The 20684-nt window shown below is 57.0% G+C and carries 22 protein-coding genes; 8 read left to right on the top strand and 14 right to left on the bottom strand.

What is annotated here, in order from left to right:
- Positions 1-29 precede the first annotated feature (29 nt).
- The 6 genes from AC1DNK_RS26755 to AC1DNK_RS26730 form a co-directional block, all read right to left on the bottom strand.
- Positions 30-929: a sugar phosphate isomerase/epimerase family protein gene (locus AC1DNK_RS26755; RefSeq protein WP_477944154.1), complete on the bottom strand. Its 900-nt coding sequence runs from the start codon at positions 927-929 to the stop codon at positions 30-32.
- 77 nt (positions 930-1006) lie between these two features.
- Entirely contained in the window at positions 1007-1945 is a 939-nt protein-coding gene (locus AC1DNK_RS26750) for an ABC transporter substrate-binding protein (RefSeq protein ID WP_112389159.1), read from the bottom strand.
- Between the two features lie 65 nt (positions 1946-2010).
- Entirely contained in the window at positions 2011-2994 is a 984-nt protein-coding gene (locus AC1DNK_RS26745; RefSeq protein WP_112389160.1) for an ABC transporter permease subunit, read from the bottom strand.
- A 29-nt stretch (positions 2995-3023) separates the two neighbouring features.
- Entirely contained in the window at positions 3024-4568 is a 1545-nt protein-coding gene (locus AC1DNK_RS26740) for a sugar ABC transporter ATP-binding protein (RefSeq protein WP_477944122.1), read from the bottom strand.
- Positions 4565-5971, bottom strand: coding sequence for an FGGY-family carbohydrate kinase (locus AC1DNK_RS26735; RefSeq protein ID WP_477944121.1), 1407 nt, complete (start codon positions 5969-5971; stop codon positions 4565-4567). The genes AC1DNK_RS26740 and AC1DNK_RS26735 overlap by 4 nt, the downstream gene beginning before the upstream one ends.
- On the bottom strand, positions 5971-6747 hold the full coding sequence (locus AC1DNK_RS26730) for a DeoR/GlpR family DNA-binding transcription regulator (protein WP_112389163.1): 777 nt from the start codon (positions 6745-6747) through the stop codon (positions 5971-5973). The genes AC1DNK_RS26735 and AC1DNK_RS26730 overlap by 1 nt, the downstream gene beginning before the upstream one ends.
- 192 nt (positions 6748-6939) lie before the next feature.
- Between AC1DNK_RS26730 and AC1DNK_RS26725 the strand changes: the two genes are divergently transcribed.
- The 3 genes from AC1DNK_RS26725 to AC1DNK_RS26715 are packed head-to-tail and all read left to right on the top strand — an operon-like array spanning position 6940 to position 10140.
- Entirely contained in the window at positions 6940-8022 is a 1083-nt protein-coding gene (locus AC1DNK_RS26725; protein WP_477944120.1) for a class II aldolase/adducin family protein, read from the top strand.
- Positions 8019-9299 carry an FGGY-family carbohydrate kinase gene (locus AC1DNK_RS26720; protein WP_477944119.1) on the top strand — a complete coding sequence of 427 codons (1281 nt, stop codon included), beginning with the start codon at positions 8019-8021 and terminating at the stop codon, positions 9297-9299. The genes AC1DNK_RS26725 and AC1DNK_RS26720 overlap by 4 nt, the downstream gene beginning before the upstream one ends.
- Entirely contained in the window at positions 9292-10140 is an 849-nt protein-coding gene (locus AC1DNK_RS26715) for a TIGR01459 family HAD-type hydrolase (RefSeq protein WP_477944118.1), read from the top strand. The genes AC1DNK_RS26720 and AC1DNK_RS26715 overlap by 8 nt, the downstream gene beginning before the upstream one ends.
- Before the next feature lie 52 nt (positions 10141-10192).
- Here the strand turns inward: AC1DNK_RS26715 and AC1DNK_RS26710 are convergent, their stop codons facing one another.
- Entirely contained in the window at positions 10193-11419 is a 1227-nt protein-coding gene (locus tag AC1DNK_RS26710) for an adenylate/guanylate cyclase domain-containing protein (protein ID WP_477944117.1), read from the bottom strand.
- 599 nt (positions 11420-12018) lie between these two features.
- Here AC1DNK_RS26710 and ku (AC1DNK_RS26705) point away from each other — a divergent pair.
- Genes ku (AC1DNK_RS26705) through AC1DNK_RS26695 form a run of 3 tightly spaced genes read left to right on the top strand, consistent with a single transcriptional unit; the run spans position 12019 to position 14095 of the window.
- A complete protein-coding gene (gene ku / locus AC1DNK_RS26705) occupies positions 12019-12927 on the top strand; it encodes a non-homologous end joining protein Ku (RefSeq protein WP_477944116.1) in 909 nt (302 codons plus the stop codon).
- 10 nt (positions 12928-12937) lie between these two features.
- Positions 12938-13750 carry a non-homologous end joining protein Ku gene (gene ku / locus AC1DNK_RS26700; protein ID WP_477944115.1) on the top strand — a complete coding sequence of 271 codons (813 nt, stop codon included), beginning with the start codon at positions 12938-12940 and terminating at the stop codon, positions 13748-13750.
- A 3-nt stretch (positions 13751-13753) separates the two neighbouring features.
- Positions 13754-14095 (top strand): DUF982 domain-containing protein, encoded by a 342-nt coding sequence (locus tag AC1DNK_RS26695; RefSeq protein ID WP_477944114.1) that lies wholly within the window; start codon positions 13754-13756, stop codon positions 14093-14095.
- Positions 14096-14410: 315 nt separating this feature from the next.
- Here the strand turns inward: AC1DNK_RS26695 and AC1DNK_RS26690 are convergent, their stop codons facing one another.
- Both AC1DNK_RS26690 and AC1DNK_RS26685 read right to left on the bottom strand, forming a co-directional pair.
- A complete protein-coding gene (locus tag AC1DNK_RS26690; RefSeq protein ID WP_477944113.1) occupies positions 14411-14731 on the bottom strand; it encodes an SDR family NAD(P)-dependent oxidoreductase in 321 nt (106 codons plus the stop codon).
- Complete coding sequence (locus AC1DNK_RS26685) at positions 14731-14991, bottom strand: DUF982 domain-containing protein (RefSeq protein ID WP_112599132.1); 261 nt, start codon at positions 14989-14991, stop codon at positions 14731-14733. The genes AC1DNK_RS26690 and AC1DNK_RS26685 overlap by 1 nt, the downstream gene beginning before the upstream one ends.
- Before the next feature lie 227 nt (positions 14992-15218).
- Between AC1DNK_RS26685 and AC1DNK_RS26680 the strand changes: the two genes are divergently transcribed.
- Both AC1DNK_RS26680 and AC1DNK_RS26675 read left to right on the top strand, forming a co-directional pair.
- On the top strand, positions 15219-15455 hold the full coding sequence (locus tag AC1DNK_RS26680) for a hypothetical protein (RefSeq protein WP_477944112.1): 237 nt from the start codon (positions 15219-15221) through the stop codon (positions 15453-15455).
- Positions 15456-15618: 163 nt separating this feature from the next.
- A complete protein-coding gene (locus AC1DNK_RS26675; RefSeq protein WP_477944111.1) occupies positions 15619-15990 on the top strand; it encodes a response regulator in 372 nt (123 codons plus the stop codon).
- Positions 15991-16033: 43 nt separating this feature from the next.
- On the opposite strand, the gene AC1DNK_RS26670 is transcribed toward AC1DNK_RS26675, so the two are convergent.
- The 5 genes from AC1DNK_RS26670 to mctS form a co-directional block, all read right to left on the bottom strand.
- Positions 16034-16258 (bottom strand): hypothetical protein, encoded by a 225-nt coding sequence (locus AC1DNK_RS26670; RefSeq protein ID WP_477944110.1) that lies wholly within the window; start codon positions 16256-16258, stop codon positions 16034-16036.
- Positions 16259-16612: 354 nt separating this feature from the next.
- Positions 16613-18091, bottom strand: a complete 1479-nt coding sequence (gene mctP / locus AC1DNK_RS26665) for a monocarboxylate uptake permease MctP (RefSeq protein ID WP_477944109.1) — start codon at positions 18089-18091, stop codon at positions 16613-16615.
- Positions 18081-18281, bottom strand: coding sequence for a DUF3311 domain-containing protein (locus tag AC1DNK_RS26660; RefSeq protein ID WP_112444283.1), 201 nt, complete (start codon positions 18279-18281; stop codon positions 18081-18083). Before AC1DNK_RS26660 ends, mctP begins: the two co-directional genes overlap by 11 nt.
- Before the next feature lie 191 nt (positions 18282-18472).
- Entirely contained in the window at positions 18473-19123 is a 651-nt protein-coding gene (mctR, locus tag AC1DNK_RS26655; RefSeq protein ID WP_477944108.1) for a two-component system response regulator MctR, read from the bottom strand.
- A complete protein-coding gene (mctS, locus tag AC1DNK_RS26650; protein WP_477944107.1) occupies positions 19120-20499 on the bottom strand; it encodes a two-component system sensor histidine kinase MctS in 1380 nt (459 codons plus the stop codon). The genes mctR and mctS overlap by 4 nt, the downstream gene beginning before the upstream one ends.
- Between the last annotated feature and the right edge of the window lie 185 nt (positions 20500-20684).

Raw genomic sequence — 20684 nt, 5'->3', positions numbered from 1 at the left:
GGATTGCTTGGTTGCAGCCCAATTCGCCGCTATTTCCAGGACAAATGTTTCGCTTTAACCAACTGCGCTTTCAATTTTGCTGTGTCAAGCCCAAGTTGGATGAAGGATCGTGCATGCTTCGAAAGTGCTACATTGTCGTCCCACAGATTTCTCCAGATTGCAGTCTTCAACGAGAGATCTCTATCCACGATGCTGGTTGAAAAGGACTCGAACGTTACGTAGTCGTCCCAACCGATTGCCACGAGCGCATCGAAAATTGCCGAAAAATCGATGTTACCTGTCCCAAGGTAGCCGCGATGGCTTTCGCCAATGTGCACATAGCCGATCTTGTCGGCTGCATTGCGAATCGCGAGCCCAACGTCGGCTTCCTCAATGTTCATATGGAATGTGTCGAGATGCAGCAGAACATTCGACGCGCCGGTGTCGGCGATGTACGCCAATCCTTGCGCCGCGGTGTTTAGCATATTGCTTTCGAAGCGATTGACGATTTCCAGGTTCAACGTGACCCCGGACCGGCTGGCACGCTCGGCTACACGAGTTAACGTCTCCACGCTTGTGTCCCAGCCCCGCTGTGTCAGCGCCTGTTCCTGTTTTCCATGAGCTGAGCTCAGAATCCCGGCGAGCTTGGATCCACCAAGTTCACTTACGAGTGCGACGGCGCGGTCGAGGATTGCTTCGCCGTTTGCGACGACAGACGGCTCTTCGCTGGATATGTCGCCATCCAGTGGAAGCCCCATGCTGACAGCTACGTCAAGGTCTAGTTCTTTGATGCGAGAAGCCAGCCATTTGACATCAACCTGCTCCGGGTCGAGATACGAGAACTCAACGAGCTTGAAACCCAATTCATGAGAGCGAACGAGCGTCTGCTCCAGCTCGTCTTTAGAGGACCCGGCACTCCAGACAAAAGAGTGAACGCCTATTTTAGCCATCGAAACAATTCCTGTTCGTTCATGAATTCGTGACGATCCGTCGATGTCGAGCATCGGCGGATCGTCTGAAGGACGGGTTAGCGGGCCGCTGTCCAGCCCTTGTAGTCCTTGATGTTGTCAGCAGTGATGAGCTGCGGATCGAGGAGTACGGTGTCTTGGGCGGGCTTTTTGCCGTTTAGTACATCGACTGCCATCTTTAGCGAGTCACCGGCCATCGTATACGGATCCTGCGATGCAGATGCTTTGATCATCGAGTTACCGCTTGCGAGTGACTTCTCGATGTCAGGTGCGCCGTCCACGGCAGTGAAGAAGAATTCGTTGCGGTTCAGCTGCTTGGCTGCAAGCTCCGCACCGATAGCTGTCGGGTCGTTGATCGCAAAGACCGCGTCAATCTTGTCGAACCGGGTGAGGAGACCCTGCATGACCGCAAGACCGCCATCGCGTGAGCCCTGAGCGTTCTGATCGTCCGACAGAATTTTAATATCAGGGCTTTTTGCAAGCACGTTCTTGCAGCCCTGGACGCGATCGATGATCGACGAGGAGGCCGGACCATTAATGATTACAACGTCACCCTTGCCCTTGAGCTGATCGACAATATAACCACAAGCCTCTTCACCGGCCTTGATATTGTTGGTCATGACGGTGACATCAGCGCCCGGCGCGGACACGTCGAAGGCGGCGACAATAACGCCGGCTGCCTGGGCCTTCTTGACAGCCGGGGCAATCGCCTTGGCGTCAACAGCGTTCAGCATGATGATGTCAACGCCGGCCGCAACGAAGCTGTCCATCTGCGAAACCTGTTTGTTGAGGTCATAGTCAGCGGAAACCGAGGTGACCTGAACATTTGGATTGATCTCCTTTGCGCGGTCTTCGATACCCTTGATCGTTGCCACGAAGAACGGATTGCCAAGCAGACCGACGGAGATGCCGATCTTTTGCAGATCCTTTGCCGATGCCGGCATCGTAATCGCGGCCGCGATGGCAGTGCCCATGAGCAGTTTAGAGAACAAACGCATACTTTCCTCCATAATGGCGCTCCCTGCGCCCGTGATCCGGTAACCCCGGTCCCTCAAGTCGCACGTCATGTGCGGCTAAGTCCTTTCAGCCTGTAGCGGTCAAGTGCCACGGCAACGATAATGACAAGTCCCTTGATGATGTACTGCCAAATGTCCGAGACACCGACGAGGATGAGGCCGTTGGAGAGCACAGCGATGATCAGTGCTCCGATCAGCGTCCCCCAGATCGACCCGACACCGCCGACAAAGCTGGTTCCGCCGAGGATGACCGCAGCGATGGCATCGAGCTCATAGGCTTGCCCGAGCTGCAGGCCATTTGCGGCATAGAGGCGTGCAGCCGACATAACGCCGCCTACGCCCGACAGCAGGCCCGACATCGAATAGACAAAAAGCAGAACTAGCGGAACTTTGATCCCGGTGAGCCGAGCAGCTTCGACATTGCCCCCTACGGCATAAATCCAGGTGCCAAGCACTGTCCGCTTGAGAATGAACCAGGAGATGACGATGGTTGCGAGGGCGATGATCGCCAGCCAGGGAATGCCGAGCAGCGAACCGTTACCGATGAAGTCAAACGGAAGATCGGCGTTGAACACGGTTGTGTCATTGCCGAGAAGGCGCGCAATGCCGCGCATGGCGGTCAGCGACCCGAGCGTCACGATGAACGGTGGAAGCTTGAGAAACGAGATAATGACACCGTTGACGACGCCGCAGGCTAGTCCCACACCGATAGCGGCGGGAATGCCCAGCATACCGATATCGGGCCAAAGCGAAACGATGACGCCAACCATCGCCGACGCCGCCAGGATCGATCCGACGGACAGGTCGATGCCGCCAGTGAGGATCACGAACGTCATACCGGCTGCAAGCACCGTATTGATCGAAGCTTGCTGCGTGACGATGGACAGGTTGTTGACGCTGAGAAACCGTCCGCTCAACAGGTGAAAGCCGATCGCCAAGATCACGAGCACCGGCAGCATACCGAGCGCGGTCAATGTCGATCGAAACTTTGCCTTGTTGGCATTCGTCTGTTCAGTGGGTGTCGCGGTCATATACTCATCCCGTCTTTTCGCTTTTGGTCTCAGGCAACTTTGGATACCGAACCGGTGGAGTAGGCCATGATAGCTTCCTGGCTGATTGGCTGGTCCCGCGTCGCCAAAACCTCTCCAGCGATGCGGCCCTCGCGCATGACGAGGACGCGGTCAGCAATGCCAAGGATTTCAGGCAAGTCGCTAGAGATCACGACGATGGCGATCCCGGTCTGTGCCAGTTCGTCGATGATCCGGTAGATTTCGGATTTGGCACCGACGTCGACGCCACGTGTGGGCTCGTCGAAAATAATGACCTTTGGTTTGGTTTCCAACAACCGCGCAATCAGCGCCTTTTGCTGGTTGCCACCGGAAAGCGCTCCGACGTTCACGCTTGCGCTCAGAGTGCGGATCGAAAGCGATTTTATTGCACGAGCAGCACGTTCCTTCGCAGCGGAAAAATTCAAGATGCCTCCGCGGCCAGCATCCTTGCCAATGACACCGATATTGATGTTTTCAGTTATCGTCATGTCAAGGAAAAGGCCGAGACCTTTCCGGTCTTCCGTCAGATAGACAATACCCGCATCCATTGCGTCCCGCGGACCGCCGATTGCGAGTTCAACACCTTCGAGCGTGACCGTGCCTGTCACTTTGCGATCGGCTCCAAAGATGAGGCGTGCAAGCTCAGTGCGTCCCGAACCGACAAGGCCGGCGATGCCAAGCACTTCGCCTGCCTTCGCGTCGAATGAGCAATCATGCACGCGGCGGCCGTCACCCAAGCCTCTAACCGACAGAATGGTCTTGGCGGCTTGCTGTGGAGCGCCGTGCTCCTTCTTGTAAAACGAGGATAGGTCCCGGCCCACCATCATGGAAACGAGCTTTTCAGCCGAGAGATTCTCGCGCTCTAGCGTTCCGACATACGCGCTGTCCCGCAGGACGCTGACGCGATCGGCGAGTGCGTAGATTTCTTCCATTCGATGGCTGATATAAATGATGGCGATGCCGCGTGCCTTCAGCCCGCCGATGACTTCGAAAAGCCGCTCCGTTTCCCTCGAGGTTAGGGAAGTCGTCGGCTCGTCCATGACGATGATTTTTGCATTCGTCGTCAAAGCGCGGGCAATTTCCACCATCTGCCGCTCGCCAAGAGATAGCGTCGCGACGAGTTGAGACGGACCGAAGGAAATACCCAACTGCTTGAGGATCGGCGCAACCTTTGCGCGGGCGGCGGCTTTGTCGACAACGCCGTAGCGAGAGGGCTCGGCCCCAAGAAACATATTTTGGGCAACCGTAAGATTGGGTGCGAGCGAAAGCTCCTGGTAAATGACAGAGATACCGTTGGCCTTGGCCTTGATCGGATCTCCAGCAACGATGGGCTTACCGTCCACCAGAACCGCGCCGCCAGGGTCGGCCGTATACGCGCCGGAAAGTACTTTCATCAACGTCGACTTGCCGGCGCCGTTTTCCCCCATGAGAGCGTGAACCTCACCTGGATATACGGTGAGTGAAACATTCGTCAGCGCCTTCGTGCTTGCGAAGGTCTTGCTGATGTTCCTCATCTCCAGCACAGGCCCAAAAGTTTTGGTGTCGGTTGCGCTCATGCGTGAAGCTCCTTCTTGGGCGTCGCCATATCGGGTCCTTCGATTTCCACCAAGGCGCGCCACGTGTCGGCATAAGCCTCAAGCCCGAAAAGTTGCAGCGGTTCAGCCATCTTCGTCTTGTTTGCGAACGGCTTTTTACTCATCGTTTCGAAGACCAGTGCAGCCGCACCGAACGCGCTGCCTTCAGCAGTCGCGCTGGTGAAAATGGCTTGGGAAGGCCGCAGTTGCGCGAGAAGCTCGGCATACAGACCTGTTTTTACAAGGCCGCCATCGATAACGATCGGGTTAGCCGACCGGATCAGATCGAGTGAGAAATTGGTCATTAGTGCGACGTAGAGTAGCGCGGCGGCTGCACGTTCTTCACCGTCGACCTCAGGGCCGACAAATCGTCCCTCGCAACCTTGCATCGGGCCGCCAGGTGCAAACGATGGCAGTGCAAATACTCCCTTGGCGATAACCCGGGAGACCGCGTCGATACTCACGCTCCTGTTCCAACCTCCGCTGGCAAGATCATACTCCCTGCCGCCCATGAACCTGATCGTTGGGGTAGGCTTGCCGTCTACAGTGACGTTGGCGAGCATGTCTCGATGTTCATCAAGCGCTTCTAGAGGACAAGCGGAATTGAATATGACCACCCAGGTGCCGGTCGATACCAGCGTGAAATCATCGAAGCCGATGGAGCGGTAGTAATAAAGGGCGGAGTTGCTGTCGTGGACGCCATTGTGGACCAATATTGAGCCGGGAGAGTCGCCTCTTTCAAGAGCGTCCCATTCGCCGAGCGCCGCCCCTGCCCGCTCGAAAGTCGGCATTTTTTCTCGCCAGCCTCGACTATCGACCAGACTGCTGAAGTCCTCCTTCAGCGGTGCCCACAGGTGGGAATGGCATCCGACGTAGGAAACTTCGGAGACCATCTTGCCGGAAAACTTCCAGGACCAGAATTGCGGATAAGGCAGGATGGCTTCTACGCGCCGGAAGTCGTCCGGGTTCCTAGCCTCCAACCAAAGCATATGTCGTCCGTAATTGAACCCAAGGGGCAACCGAGGAGAGTAGGTTTCGTTAAATGTTGGGACTAGCATGTCAATGCGACCTGCAAGTGGTTGTGGAGGTTCTTGCTCATAGTCGAGGATCGGGTGAACGAGACGACCCTGTTCCACGAGTGCAAATGTGCACCCGTGGCCCGAGAACATGACGTGCCCGACGCCATGGTCTTCAATCGCCTTCGATAGCGCTATCTTCATCCAGCTGAAAAGAGCATCGTCGTCGAGCACGCGTAGGCCTGCATGCTCGATCCAAAGGGGTTTTGTGCGATCTTCCGACAGCACTGACCCATCCTCCCCGAAAATAAAGAGCTTAGAGTTCGTTTTGCCAAGATCGAATACCGCAACTGATCTGGAAGCCGTCATCACTGTCCTCCGAGAGTGGCGATCATGATCGTGACGCCGGCATCTTCAAGCATCTTCGCTCCGGCGTCGGAAAGTCCATCATCGATAACGATCGTACCAATCCTTGAAAGAGGGAGGACGATGTTGCGTGGCTGGATCGAAAGCTTCCTACTGTCGGCCAAAAGCACGATCTCGTCGGCACAGCTGCTGAGCTCGCCGATGGCCTTGGTCAGGAGGGGATGCGATTCCAGAAGACCTTCGCTGCCAATGCCTTGCGTACCGAGAAAGAACCGCGAAGCAAAGAAGTCAGGCGCTCCGGCCGACGCGTCATGGACGATGCCAGGTTCGCGGTACAGCACTCCGCCCGCCAGTGTCAGATTGCAGGTGCCGTGCTCGCCAAGGTAGGCCGCGAGCGGCATTGAATTGGTATAGAGCCGGACATTTCGGCGCGCCAACTGCAAGCCGAGTTGATAGCAAGTCGATCCCGCATGGACGATGATCGAGTCGCCGTCACGAACGAGGCTCGCGGCCTTCTCCGCAATCGCCCGCTTGGCATCGACTGCGATGTCCCGGTTCTCATCGTAGGGCCGCGCCGACAACCGTGCCGAAGCGGACGATTCATTCGCCGATATCCCGCCATAAACTTTTCGGGCGACGCCGGTCTCATCCAGCTTGTCGATGTCACGGCGGATCGTCGCCGGAGAAACGCCAAGGCGCTCCTGCAAATCTCGGACAGACGCAAACGGCCTCTCGCGAAGTAGCTCCGTGATCAGACGATGTCGATCGGAATCGTTCAATTCAATCCTCCGTGACGCTTCTCCCTCAGCGTCAATGAGTAACAATAATCACAGCGTTGCCTATATCGCAATACCGAAGCTTACATTTCTTCACTGTTGACGACATTCAATCATATAAATAGGATCACGAAAAAGTTTGCTCAAAAAAGCAGATGCCGGAGCGAGCATGTTTCAACTTGGGAGGATAGAGACGTGTCAAAAACCGACTTAAGGGGTACAGCGCCTTTCAAAGCCTTCCTTCGCTTGTCGCGCGAGATTGGAAATGACATCCTCAAAACCCAAGGCGCGGGCGGGAACACGTCCATCAAGCAGGACGGCGTTATGTGGGTGAAGGCCTCCGGCACGTGGCTCTCCAAAGCCGAAGATCAAGACATAATGGTTCCCGTCGTCGTCGATCCGCTGGTGAGAGCCTTGCGCGATAGCGATCCGCGCGCGGAGAAATCCACCGATTTCATCGTTTCCGAGCTGAACTCCACCGGTTTACGACCATCGATTGAAACGAGTTTCCACGCTGCACTCGGCAGTCGGGTGGTCGCGCACTATCACTGCGTGAACGCGATAGCACTTTCTGTTCTAGATGATCGCGAAGAGGAACTGAGTGCACGAATGAGCCTTCTCACGGACCTCAAATGGGGCATGATACCCTACCGGCGTCCGGGGACGCCGCTCGCACGCGAAATCGAGAAAGCCGCAGCGTCGAAGCCCGATGTTCTCATCCTTTTCAATCATGGCATAATCGTCTGCGGCGACTCGGTCGAAGAAGTGGCGGCGAGAATTAGAAGGGTGACGGTTGCTCTGACATCTGAGCCACGTCAATCTGGTGGGTTGGATATCGAAGCGCTGACGACGATGGCGCAAGGATCGAACTTTCGCCCTGCTCATGATAGTAGAAGTCACTCGATCGCTCTGTCGGAGACCAACCGATCGGCCGCGCTTGGCGGCTCCCTCTATCCTGATCACGTGATATTTCTCGGCACCGAAATTGGTGTGCTCGAAGACGGGAAAAGCGCGACGGACTATGAGGCCGCGTTGACACGAGAAGGACGCGATATTCCCAAAATGCTCCTGGTTCCCGGTAAGGGCGTCCTGCTCTCCAGCGCCCTTACCGCCGGTGGTGAAGTCATGGCCCGGTGCCTCGCCGAAGTCGTCAGCCGAATTCCGGAGGGCAAAGCCGTGGCTTATCTTTCCAAGAGCGACGAGCATGAGCTGACTCATTGGGAGGCCGAGCAGTATCGCCAAGCACTCGACCGCGGCTCGGTGAGGCAGCCTGCGTGACCAAAAAATCGAACCAGGCCGTTGCACTCGGCATCGACATCGGCACTTCGGGCGCTCGCGCCTCTGCCATCGACGGAGACGGCAATCAAGTCGCGTTCGCTTCATCACCCTTCAGATCGCCAGACGAACTTCGCCAACCAGAGGCATGGTGGATCCGGGTGCAGGAGGCGTTACAATCCGTAGCCCAGAAGGTGGATTTCACCTCTCTAAAAGGTGTGGCCGTCGATGGCACCTCCGGAACCGTGCTGGCACTCGACGCTTCGAACCAGCCCAGCGGATCAGTGCTCATGTACAATGAGCCCTGCCCCGACATTGCGGTGGTTGAGCGGATCGCTGCAAACGCACCATCAGGCGCAACCGCGACCGGTGCGAATTCCGGTCTTGCACGCGCCGTCCACCTTTCGAAAGCTCCGGCTGTCGCAACCGTGGTGCACCAAGCCGACTGGATTTTGATGAAGCTCGGGTGCCCCGGGAGGATCAGCGACGAAAACAACGCTCTCAAGACGGGTTACGATCTGAACCAAGGCTTGTGGCCGGCTTGGCTTGAGGCCGCTGACATGGATATATCTAAACTTCCGACAGTTTATCGCGCAGGCGAGCCAATCGCATCGGTCGGAGGCTATCTTCATCAGCTTGGACTTCCCCAGTCCGCCACATTCCATGCAGGAACGACGGACGGGTGCGCGTCATTTCTAGCCACGGGCGCGTCAAGTGTTGGCGATGCCGTGACCGCACTTGGATCTACGATCGTACTTAAACTCGCGTCTGACAAACCGATCAATGCCCCACAATACGGCATCTATTCCCATCGTGTTGGCGACTTCTGGCTGGTTGGCGGCGCTTCGAATAGCGGTGGCAATGTCTTGCGCGCTCTGATCGGAGACGAACGCCTGGACGAGCTGACACGCACGATCGATCCTGAACGACGGTTGGGGCTGGATTTCTATCCGCTTCTGCGGCCCGGTGAGCGATTTCCGGTCAACGACCCGCACTACTTGCCGCGCCTCACTCCTCGACCAGCCGACGAAGGTATGTTTTTTCAGGCTCTCCTGGAGGGGATGACGGAGATCGAACGGCTCGGTTACGAACGGCTGCGCGAACTCGGTTCTCCTATTTTGGCAAGCCTCAGAACTGTTGGCGGCGGGGCGAAAAATCCGGCTTGGACAAGAATGAGGGCAAAAGCGCTGGGCATCGATATATTGCCAGCCAAGTCAGTCGAAGCCGCAACAGGAACCGCCGCGATGGTTCTATCCCATCTGGACGACGAAGATGCGTGAACCGCTACCGATCACCCTGGAACAGCTATCGGACCGATACGATGTCTTTTTTGTCGACCAGTTCGGAGTACTAAGAGACGACACCGGTCCCTACGAAGGAGCCATCGAGTCGTTGTCTCGGTTGGCTTCCGCGGGCAAGATGATAGTCATCCTTTCTAATTCGGGAAGAAACGGCGAATACAACTCCGAGCGCCTGGTCAAGCTAGGTTTTGCTGCGGACAGCTTCGACTTTTTTGTAACCTCGGGCGATGTCGCTTACACGGTGCTCTCTTCCCCCGGATCGACGATTGTTCGCGGTTCGACCTGCCTCACGATTTCAAGCGGTGGAGATCGAAATCTTGCCGACCGTCTTGGCCTCGTCTCCACCGAACACGCATTGGATGCTCAGCTCATCATAATTTCGGGCAGCGAGTCTGAGCGCATCGCGATGGATGATTACCGCGAAATGATACGTCCGGCGGCCGAGAGACACATTCCCTGCGTTTGTACCAATCCCGACATCCACAAGCTCCACAATGGAGCTACCCTCGCAGGAGCAGGGAGCATAGCCCGGCTTTACGAGGCATTGGGCGGAACGGTGACTTGGTTTGGCAAGCCACATCCCGAGATCTACGAGCATGCTGTACGCATCGCCGGCATTAGCGATCGACGCCGCGTCGTCTGCGTTGGTGACAGCATCGAGCACGACATCCTCGGCGCGAAAACGTCCGGGTTTGATTCCGCGCTTGTCCGTACCGGAATACTCGCGGAGAACACTGACGAGCAACTGGCGCATTTGTTCAATTCGGTTCGCGCGGAAGCAACCTATATAATGCCGGCTTTTAGGAACCTCGGGACATAGTCGGCAGCTAAGCGATAAACAGGAGGTGCGAGCGCCTGTCCTGAGCAAAATGTCAGGCGGTTGAAGGATCGGCAATTCCATACACCCTTACCGGCGACGCGAGGCCCCTAAGGGAATGCGGCCCAAGCTCTACAAATGTTTCGTTCAGGCTAGCTGAATGCACGAAATCGGAAGATAGAAGGACGGGCCGCTCGAGCAATTTCGTAAGCTCCTCCAAGCGGGAGGCGACATTGACTGCAGGACCAATCGCTGTGAAATCCAGCCGCTTTCGGGAACCGATGTTCCCATACATGACATCGCCAACGTGAACGCCGATTCCATACCTTAGTGGCGTTTTCCCCCAACCTGCTAGCTTGAGGTTTAAGTCGTCCATGCGCCTGCGACCGTCTTCGATGGATTGCAGGAGGTCTGCGCAGGCGTTCGGATTATCCAGTGGAAAGATAGCAAGGAGTCCGTCGCCCATGAACTTCAGGATTTCGCCGCCTCTGGCTTCTATGGGTTCGCATAAGGCATCGAAATAGCCATTGAGAATTTCGATAACGTCATCGCGCGGCCAAATATCGGATAGCGCCGTGAAATCGCGGAGGTCGCAAATCATGATCGCGGCGCTCACGGTCTTGCCGCTGCCGCGCGTCGTGGCACCCGCAAGAATTTCGGCGCTCGCATGTGGGCCCACGTAAGTCTCCAACAAGGTGCGAGCCATAGCGTTTTTCATCCGGATTTCGCTGACCAACGCGAGCGCGGGTAACAGATCCCGCAGGTAGTTCACCTCGTGTTCAGAGAACCCGCCAACTTGCCTGGTCGCGAAAGTTATGACATGGCGTTTGCCCAATGTGTGATCGATCGGCCAAGCGACATAGTCGGTGAACCCTTCTCGACGAAGCTCATAGAAGAGTTGAAACTGGCCCATGCCATCGTCATGCAGGTCGAGGCGTTGCCGAACTTCAGATGCTCCATTGTAAATTTCCGTGGCCGGTCTACGAAGGAACATCTCGGTAGTATCAACGTCGTAGTCGAACGTGTCGATATGGGCATTTTGTACACCCGGCAGCCACAGGATCCTCGCACCTTGCCACTGGGGGTGCTGGATCCTGAGGTGAAGCGAAGACCTAGCCACCGGAACACCGCCAGCAACCAGACGCTCGCACAAATCGACGAGAAGATTGTCAAGAAATCGCTGGGAATAGGTCTCGTTTACAAGCCAGTCGAGAACCGCACGACGCTCTAAGGGCCATTTTCCGTCGGTCCTGCCTGGGGGGAAATGCGAAATATTGTACACCGAAATTCTCCTAAGATCACATTCTAGGCGCGTCATTTGATCGGGGAAAGAAAATTATGCCGGGCGTTTTGCTTTCTATCCTTTGCATACCAGCATTGGCGCACGACTTTCGATAGGCGACGCAGCTGCTAAGTTCGATACCGGATCGAGGATGGGGGCGCTGCATTGTTCGTCTTGGCGGCGACACGAGCGAAGAAGCGCCGATTTCAACTGAAGCGTGGATCTCATGCTGCGGCGCGTCAATAAATCCAGGAAAATAGCGCCGGTGGAGGAGGCGCTAAAAGTGATGCTCGGAATTGAGCATAGGAGTGGACAGGATGACGAAGACGGACCTGCGTCAAAAACCAATAGGTTGGTCTCGGCTCCTGGGCGCCGTCAGCGGTACCGGCTCCCTCGCTTACCGGTGGAGCGGCCGTACCTTGCGTACGCGCCAGCAGCTGCTCTTGCCGTCGTTACACGAGACCGACGCCCCAGCGTTTCGGCGTGAATCAATTTCCTAAGAAGATTCCATAAGCCATTGAAAAATGATTCGTTTTGAGTCGGAACGAATCACGCTCGCACGTCTTTGAGTCACGTATTAGTGATTCGGAGTATGGCGTATGGCATCGGGACATAGAGCGCAGTGGAAGGGCTTTCTCAAGTTCGGTGAAGTAAGCTGTGGCGTCGCCCTCTATACCGCGGCCAGCACGTCAGAGCGCATCACCTTCAATTCCATCAACAAGGTTACGGGCAATCGGGTCAACCGCGTCTTCATCGACAGCGAGACCGAAGAACGTGTCGAGCGCGAAGACCAGACTAAGGGGTTCGAGATTGAGAACGGCCAGTTCATCATTATAGACCCGGAGGAAATGGCCGCGACAATCCCCGAGAGCAATAAGACGCTGGATGTTCAAGCCTTCATCCCGAGTTCGGAAGTCGACGATATTTATTTCGACAAGCCCTATTATCTGACGCCGGACAAGATGGGCGCTGACGCCTTCGCGGCCCTCAGAGACGGGATGAGGAAGTCGAAGGTCGCCGCAATCGCGAGGGCCGTGCTGTTTCGGCGGATGCGAACCGTTCTCATCCGGCCGCAAGGCAACGGTCTAGTGGCAACCACACTGAACTACGACTACGAGGTCCGATCTTCCAGGAAGGCATTCGAGGAAATGCCGAAGCTGAAGATCGAGGGCGAGATGCTCGCGCTCGCCAAGCACATTATTGGCACAAAGCGGGGCGAGTTCGATCCGGCGTCATTCGAAGACCGCTACGACGCGGCGCTTGCCGAGCTGGTGAAGGCAAAGATCGAGGGAAAGGCGCTGCCGAAGCGCAAGAGCGTCGAGGTTTCCAAGCCGAGCGACCTGCTTGCCGCCCTACGCGAGAGTGCGGGGCTATTGAAAACCGCCTCTCAAAAACCGAAACGCACTGCGGCCAATGCCAATGCTGGCACTGGCAGGCAGCGCGCCGCGCGCGGAGCAGCCGAAAAGGCCGCCTCCTCCAAGGCTGTTCCGCAGCGCAAAGCAAGTTAGGAGCTAGAAAATGGCACTTCGCCCCTACTGGAAAGGGTATTTAAAGCTCTCGCTGGTCACCTGCCCGGTGAACATGACCCCGGCGACCTCGGAGTCGGAGAAGGTGCGATTCCACACGCTAAACAGGCTCACGGGAAACAGGGTAGTCTCGCAATATATCGACTCCGTCACTGGCAAGCCGGTCAAGGACGGGAACGATGCCAAGGGATACGCTCGGGGTGAAAATGATTACGTCATACTCACCGACGAAGACCTTGACGCGGTGGCACTCGAGACCGTCAAGACGATCGACATAGAAAAGTTCGTTCCCGCGGACAGCATTGCTTCCGTCTATCTCGAGAAGCCGCACTACCTTATGCCGGACAATTCGGTGGGCAACGAGGCTTTCGCCGTCATCCGCGACGCAATGAAAGCCGACAAGGTCGTCGGAATATCGAAGCTCGTTATCGGGCGGCGTGAGCGGGCCGTGATCCTCGAGCCCCGGGAAGAAGGCATCGTCCTTTGGTCGTTGCGGTTCGGCGATGAAGTTCGCCCGGAAGAATCCTACTTCGAGGACATCGACAACGAGGCCGATCCCGATTTGATCCCACTCGTGCAGCAACTCATCAAGAAGAAATCCGCGCATTGGTCACCTGACATGGCCAGCGACCCCATACAGGATAGCCTTCTCAAGCTTATTGCCAAGAAGAAGAAAGCGATGAAGCCCTCCAACAAGACGGCAAGGGGCAAGCCGGATGCTTCGGCCAAGTCCAATGTCGTCAACATCATGGATGCACTTCGCAAATCAGTCGCGGCAGAATTGAAGTCAGGAAAGGCAAGGTGAGCGATGGACGGCATCCTTGTGACGTCGATTAAGGAGATCGCCGTTGCCCTGCCCGGCAACCAGGATTTTGCGACCGCATCCACGATTCAAGGACTTTTGGGCATTCTGACTTCTGAGAAATGGCCGCGTCGAGTCAACGACATGTCATGGCGGCACGCATTCGCCGCCGGCTTGCGATCGCTACAGGGCGAGCTTGAGCCGGCGCAGGCCCGGAAGGCCTTCGTCGCTGCCGCTCGCGATGCACACCTCAAAGTCCTGCCTGATGACGAACAGCTAATCAGAAATCGGAGGGGTGCTAAGAGGAGACGTTCGCCGGTTAGTTGGAGGCATCCTGAGCTAGGATAGGCAAGGCGGACCATTCTCGCCGTGATGAAAGGCGAACGAAAGGTATCTGACGGCCTTTCAGGCAGCAGACACCAAGGAGCGCGATCGCGAGCTGGCCAAGGAACCGCAACGCCGTTTCCGCCTCTTCCACCGAAATCATGTGTCCGACGCCCTTCACCACCTTCAAGGTCACATCAAACCCGGCCGCTTCCAGCTGTCGCGCGGCCGATGCCGAGGCGGTGGGTGGAATTGTTCGGTCCGCTGAGCCAGTAAGAGCACCGAGGTTCCGTGTTCGGAACGACCCAGATGGCGCGAGTGGCAAGTGTCCGGCGAAGCTCACCAAAGCGCCGATCTTCCACCGCCGCCAGCGTTGAAGAGAACTCTTGGCCGCTGCACTGGCCGAACTAGCACCCCACCCGGCTCAACGATCTTGACCCCGATGCGGAGAGCCGCGAGTTCGTAGAATAGCAATTTTGAGAATCCCTCCAAGGCAAACTTTGAAGCGTTGTATAGAGAAATCATAGGAAGGCCGACGACGCCAGCGCCCGAGCTTACGTTGATGTAGAGGCTTGAACGGCTTTCGCGAAAATGTGGAATGTTTCGCGAACAACGTCCATGACCCCGAACACGTTGACGTCGAACTGCTCCTGCGCCCATCAATGCACGATCGTGATTACTCCCACGCCCACCTCTTCCGCGGCTTTGATGAGCGCCCGCCTCGCGAGTTCAGGGGCAACCTCACCGAGCTTAGCGTCTAGACACGCCTTGATCGCGATGACGTAGTCTTCACCGTCCTCGTCAGGCCATAGATTCAACAGCACCGTAGCCATGTCGTCGAGCGTCCTGATCTTGTACGCTTCGCGATCCTCCAGCACCAACATCAGCGTCGAAAACTCATGCGAGCTGTACCGATTCATGACACTTGCGCTCCATCACCTTTACGGATTGAAAACCGTGCAAGAATCGTTCCCGTTCATATCGGTGTTGAACGAGATCGGCTTCGTGCGGCCGGCAAACGCGTGATCATTCTGCTCCCCCGGTCAGTTCGACCTCATTTCAACCGGCCCCCGAAATCCTCCCATTTGACAGCGAGTGTTGCCACTGCGCTATAGTCGATACGGTGACGGAAAGCTGGGGGAATGACATGGCGACGACCGATTGGCCGAGAGAGCCGTTGACTGCGGAAACGATGCTGGTACTGGATCGCATCCTGTCCGATTGGTGCGCGGAGCGGTCTTGTGACAAGGGCAGCGACGAAGGTCGGGTCACAGCGAAGATGCTGGTCGACTGGTTCGAATTCGGCATCCACGATGAGCGGGAGTTGGCGCGGCTTGTTCGTGATACCGCGATGCTGGACCTCAAGACGTCTGAGCGGCCTTGACGATGAGGGGCTTTTCCCTTTCCTTCATTGCAGATCGCGATCATGACGCTGGCAGGACTTCCTCATTTCGGGGTCGATCCCAAGATCAGGATCGGGGGAACACAAATAGCTAGAGGTTTTCCCCGATTTTGCCACCCTCACCTTCACGCACCCTGGAGACTGAATGACCCTCGCACGCATTTTAACAGTTGACGACTCTGCTAGCATCCGCCTTACGATCAATGTCACACTTTCCAACGCAGGCTACTCCGTCGTCGAGGCCAGCGACGGCGCTGAAGGTCTAGCCGCAGCGCAACGGGACGTCTTCGACCTGATCATCACCGATCTAAACATGCCCGGCATGGACGGCTTGCAGATGATCGAAGCAATCCGGAAACAGCCAATCGGAGCGGGCGTCCCGATAATCTTCCTGTCGACGGAATCCGATGGCGATGTGAAGGCACAGGCCAAGGCGGCCGGAGCGACGGGGTGGTTGACAAAGCCTTTTGATCCCGAAACCCTGATCAAGATCGTGCGCAAGGTTATCGGTCGTTAGCGGCTAGCCCGTTGCCAATAGGGTTGCTGCAGGGTATGTACGGTCAGCCCGGGAATTCCCCGCTCCGCTGGACTTTCGCTAATCCGATTTCGAGAACGGCGTCCATATCGCGCCTAAGATCGCCAGTAGTTGCTTGGTAGCGAGCTTTCGACGGCCTAGCCATCATAGCCAAGTATTGCAGGCTCTCGACTGCATCGTCTGTTACAGCGTTAATACCGGCAACCCAAGCTGCTCGGAATAAATCGGCGTCGAGTTGTTCGCGGGTCATTGGCTTTCCTGTTTGGACGTTAATCGTCTCGGCACTGATAGGTTCCTCCAGCACCGAATTGCGTATCCCGAAAATCGCCCTGACGGCCGTTGACGGCTGAATCTCGCGTGCCTAAAACGCCGGCGTTGCGCTTCGCTGAGAAGGCGACCACGGGGAGGTTCGGTTTTACGAGGAGATCGAACCTCTGCCGACCTTAGGCCGCCGGGCCACGGTTGCCGACCATCTCGGAAGAGTGTCCAAGGTAGCAGCGAGGCCCTGTCCAGAATCCCGGGCTAGCAGACACCCGCGCATGCTGGACGAAGCGGTGGCGGTGAAGGCACGCCGTTCGCCTTCACCCTTATCAGAAATCGCCAATCAGTTTGCGGTCGAGACGGAACGCTTGGAAGTCACTAGGTTCAGCACAACTGCGATTAAAATATTGGCTGCGAGCGCCAGCAAGCCCGTGTACATCGTAAAGCTGACGTTGCCGAAGGCGATCAAGTGGAGAGGCTTCCACCCGGCGTCCCAAACCAGATATGTCCCCCCGAAGAACCCGACAAACCAACCGGCAAGCAAGGCCGGGGCACGGAACCAGTTCGTGTACAGGCCGAAGACCAGCGCCGGGAGCGTCTGCAATATCCAGATACCGCCGAGGAGCTGCAGGTCCAGCGCGAACTGCGTCGGCAGGAAGAGGATGACGAGCAGAGCGCCGATCTTGACGACCAACGAGGTAATCTTGGCGACCTTCGCCTCACCCGCATCGCTGACATGGGGGTTGACGTAGGCCTTCCAGAAATTGCGCGTGAAGAGGTTGGCCGCGCCGATACTCATGACAGCCGCCGGTACGAGTGCGCCGATGGCGATCGCCGCAAAGGCAAATCCGGAGAACCACCCCGAAAAAAGGGTTTTGAACAGAGCCGGGACGACATCATTGGCGCTGTCAAGCTTGAGACCGGCTGCGTGTCCCATATAGCCGAGCAGCGCCAACAGTCCGAGCAGCAGGGTATAGGCGGGCAGCAGCACGGCGTTCTTTCGGATCGTATTGCCACTGTTGGAGGCAAAGATGCCGGTCAGCGTGTGGGGATACATGAAGGCCGCGAGCGCGGAACCGAGCGCCAGCGTCGCGTAGGCGACATATTGGTTGCCACCGAGCAGCAGGTTGCCGGAGCCTTTTGCCTGGAAAGCGGCGTCCGCAGAAGCGAAAACATTGGCATAGCCTCCGAGCTTCGAGGGGATGAGCGCCACGGCCGCGATCACCACGATATAGATCATGATGTCCTTGACGAAAGCGATCAATGCCGGAGCGCGCAGGCCTGCAGAGTATGTGTAGAGCGCCAGCACAATGAAGGCGATAGCCAGCGGAAGCTCGCCGTGAAGACCAAGCCCCTTGAGGACGGCAGTCATGCCGACCAGCTGAAGAGCGATGTAAGGCATCGTCGCGATAACGCCAGTCGCGGCGACCGCAAGCTCAAGGCCTCGCGAGCCATATTGGCCATGCACGACGTCACCTGCGGTCACATAGCCGAAGTCCTTGGCACGCTTCCAAAGAACCGGCATGACCATGAAGACAAAGGGGTAGACGATGATCGTGTAAGGCAGTGCGAAGAAGCCATACGCACCGACCGTGTAAACGAGCGCTGGCACCGCGATCACGGTGTAGGCCGTGTAGAAGTCGCCGCCGACCAGGAACCAGGTGATCCAAGTGCCGAACGAGCGGCCGCCAAGGCCCCATTCGTCGATATGGGCAAGCGTTTCGGGCTTTCGCCAACGGGCTGCGACGAAGCCCATGACAGTGACCAGGATGAAGAAGAAGATGAAGACGGCCAGCGCCGTGGTGTCGATCTCAGTCGTCATGGCGCACGCTCCGATAGGCGATCCAGATCAGGAAAGCGGTGATCGGCACCCACGCGAGCTGGTACCAGTAGAAGAACGGAAAGCCGAAAAGCGACGGCTCACTGAAATTGTAGAAGGGCACCCATAGGAGCCCAATATACGGAATTACTAGCAGCCAGAGCGCTGCTTTACTGGTGGGTTTAGTGTCCACGTCATCGATCCTCTCGAAAACCGGCCCAAAATCAGCTTTGGCCGGAGAGGCACCGATCGTCAGCGTATCGTCCTATGGCCGCACGCAACGCGAGTTCCTCCCCAGGCACAGGTCCTCCCCCATGCGCATGTCATGGGCTAGCCTTGGAGCGGTCAGATCACAAGAGGCCGATCTGCCATTCTGGCCGGCATCTACCCACTACTGGGTAGTGTAACAAGGCGCTCGGGATGTTCTAGGACGAAACGAACCAATTCTGCCGTGGACGAGACACCAAGTTTACGCTTGATGTTTTTTCGGTGGGTCTCGACGGTGGCCTCGGAAATCCCGAGCACGCCTGAAATGTCCCGGTTGCTTTTGCCGCTTGCGATAAGAGTGGCGACCTCGTGTTCTCGTTGGGTGATCTTTTCCGGCTGCGCCTCTCTCCCCTGGCTAAGCAAGGTTTCGCGAATAGCAGGCGAGAAGTAGGTCTCGCCGCGGGCAACGGCTTCTATCGCCTCTACGATCTCTGCCGTTGGGACGTCCTTGAGGACGTAACCGGAGGCTCCGCGGAGGATCGACGACGAGATGTACTCGCGGGTGTCGTGCATCGACAGCATCACGACATGGGCAGCATGGTGGTGAGCCTTCACCATTGAGATGGCGTCAATCCCGCTAATCGTGGGCATGTTGATGTCCAGCAGAACAACGCTCGGCCGTTTCTCTGCAACCAGGGGCAAGGCCGTCTCAACGTCGAACGCCACGCCAACCACCTCGATCCCGCAGTAAGTGTTCAGCACTCCGCGAAGGCCCTCGGCGACAACGGGGTGGTTGTCGATCAGGATAAGCGATATTGGCCCAGTCACGCTGCTGCCCCGCTCTCAGCGACCGGCTGGCTGGCAGATTTCGGCAACATGAGAAGCAGGCGCGTCCCGTTTGCGTCTCCGTCGATCAAAAGGACGCCGCCGAAGTGCCCTATCCGCTCGCGCATGTTTTCCATTCCAAGCCCCCTTGCCTGTGGGGTTCGACTGAAATCGACGCCCCGCCCATCGTCGGATATCTGCATGCGGGTTCTTCCACGCTCATTCCATAAGCGGAGCGCCACACGGCTCGCGCCGGCGTGTCGTTCGACGTTGCTCAATGCTTCCTGGGTCACCCTGAACAGTGCCGTGCGCGCATCGGGAACAAGATCATCGACGAAGCCGTCCGCATCCAGCGAGATCGCGACTCCCGAACGAGCAGAAAACTTCTCGGAAAGGTTTTTGATCGCGGCTACGAGGCCGATGTCGTCCAGGGCGCGAGGCCGAAGGTCATGGGATATGTTTCTGATCTCACGGATAGTGGTATTGAGCGTCGAGATGGTTTCTTCGATCGCGCGGTTCAGCTCGGGCGAAACGTCGCCAGCACGCCTGCCTGCCAGTTCCATCGCGTACCTGACGCCCAGCAATTCCTGAGAAATGCCATCATGCAGCTCGCGGGCGAGCCTCGACCTTTCCCTTTCCTGGGTTTCGATCACCCGTTGCGTCAGCTGCTTTTGCACGGCGTTTGCGAGCTTTCGCTGGTCGAAAGTCACGAAAATGCAGGTGGCGAAGACGATGAACACAGCAGGCAACGCGAACAATGCAACAAGGACGAAACTTTGCCGGGTTCGATCCTGGATCGCCAAGTTGGCAGCTCTGGCCTGTGCCGCCACGTCGTCTAGGTAAGCTCCCGTTCCGAGTACCCAATTCCATTTGGGCAACGCGACAACATACGAAATCTTGTCGGACAGCGCGCCCGTCGATGGTTGTTGCCATTTGTATCGATGATAACCGCCACCGCCGCGCGCTGTCTTAATCAGTTCGCTGATGACCCGATCGCCATCGGGATCGACGAGGCTCATCCAGTTCTTGCCGTTTCTGAAGAGCTGTCGGGGATGGACAACGCTGTTGCCATCGAAGTCATACACAAAGAAATAGCCGTCCTTGCCGTAGTCGAGAGACATGAGTATTTCCGATACGCGTGCCTTGGCTTCAACGTCGTCCGGCGCTGCAGTGGAGTAGATCGAGTTGATCGAGGACAGGGCAACGTGTGTCAGGTTTTCGATCTCGGCTTGCTTTGAACTCAGCATGCTTTGTTGAAACGCTTCGATGTTCGATCTTGCTAGGCGCGTGGACTGCCAAGTCAGGAACATGGTGACGGCGATCGTCACGACTATCAGCGGGGCCACGGCCAACGTCATAAGCTTTTGTATAAAGGTCATCTCGCCTCCCGTGGATCGACTGATGTTACCTCAGGGGCTGGAATCAGGCGAGTAGGTTGCCAACCCCTTCTTGCGTCAAGCAGCCACTGACCGTCCGCCGACCTTGTCGCTTGGGAGGGTCCCACTATTGCAACGCCTAGAGACCCTCGGGCGGCAGAGATAATCCTCTCGTTTTCACGAATGCT

This window comes from Rhizobium sp. 01N424 (assembly GCF_056399485.1).
Note: the sequence above shows the minus strand (reverse complement) of the source record. Positions and strands in the feature narration are given on the sequence as shown.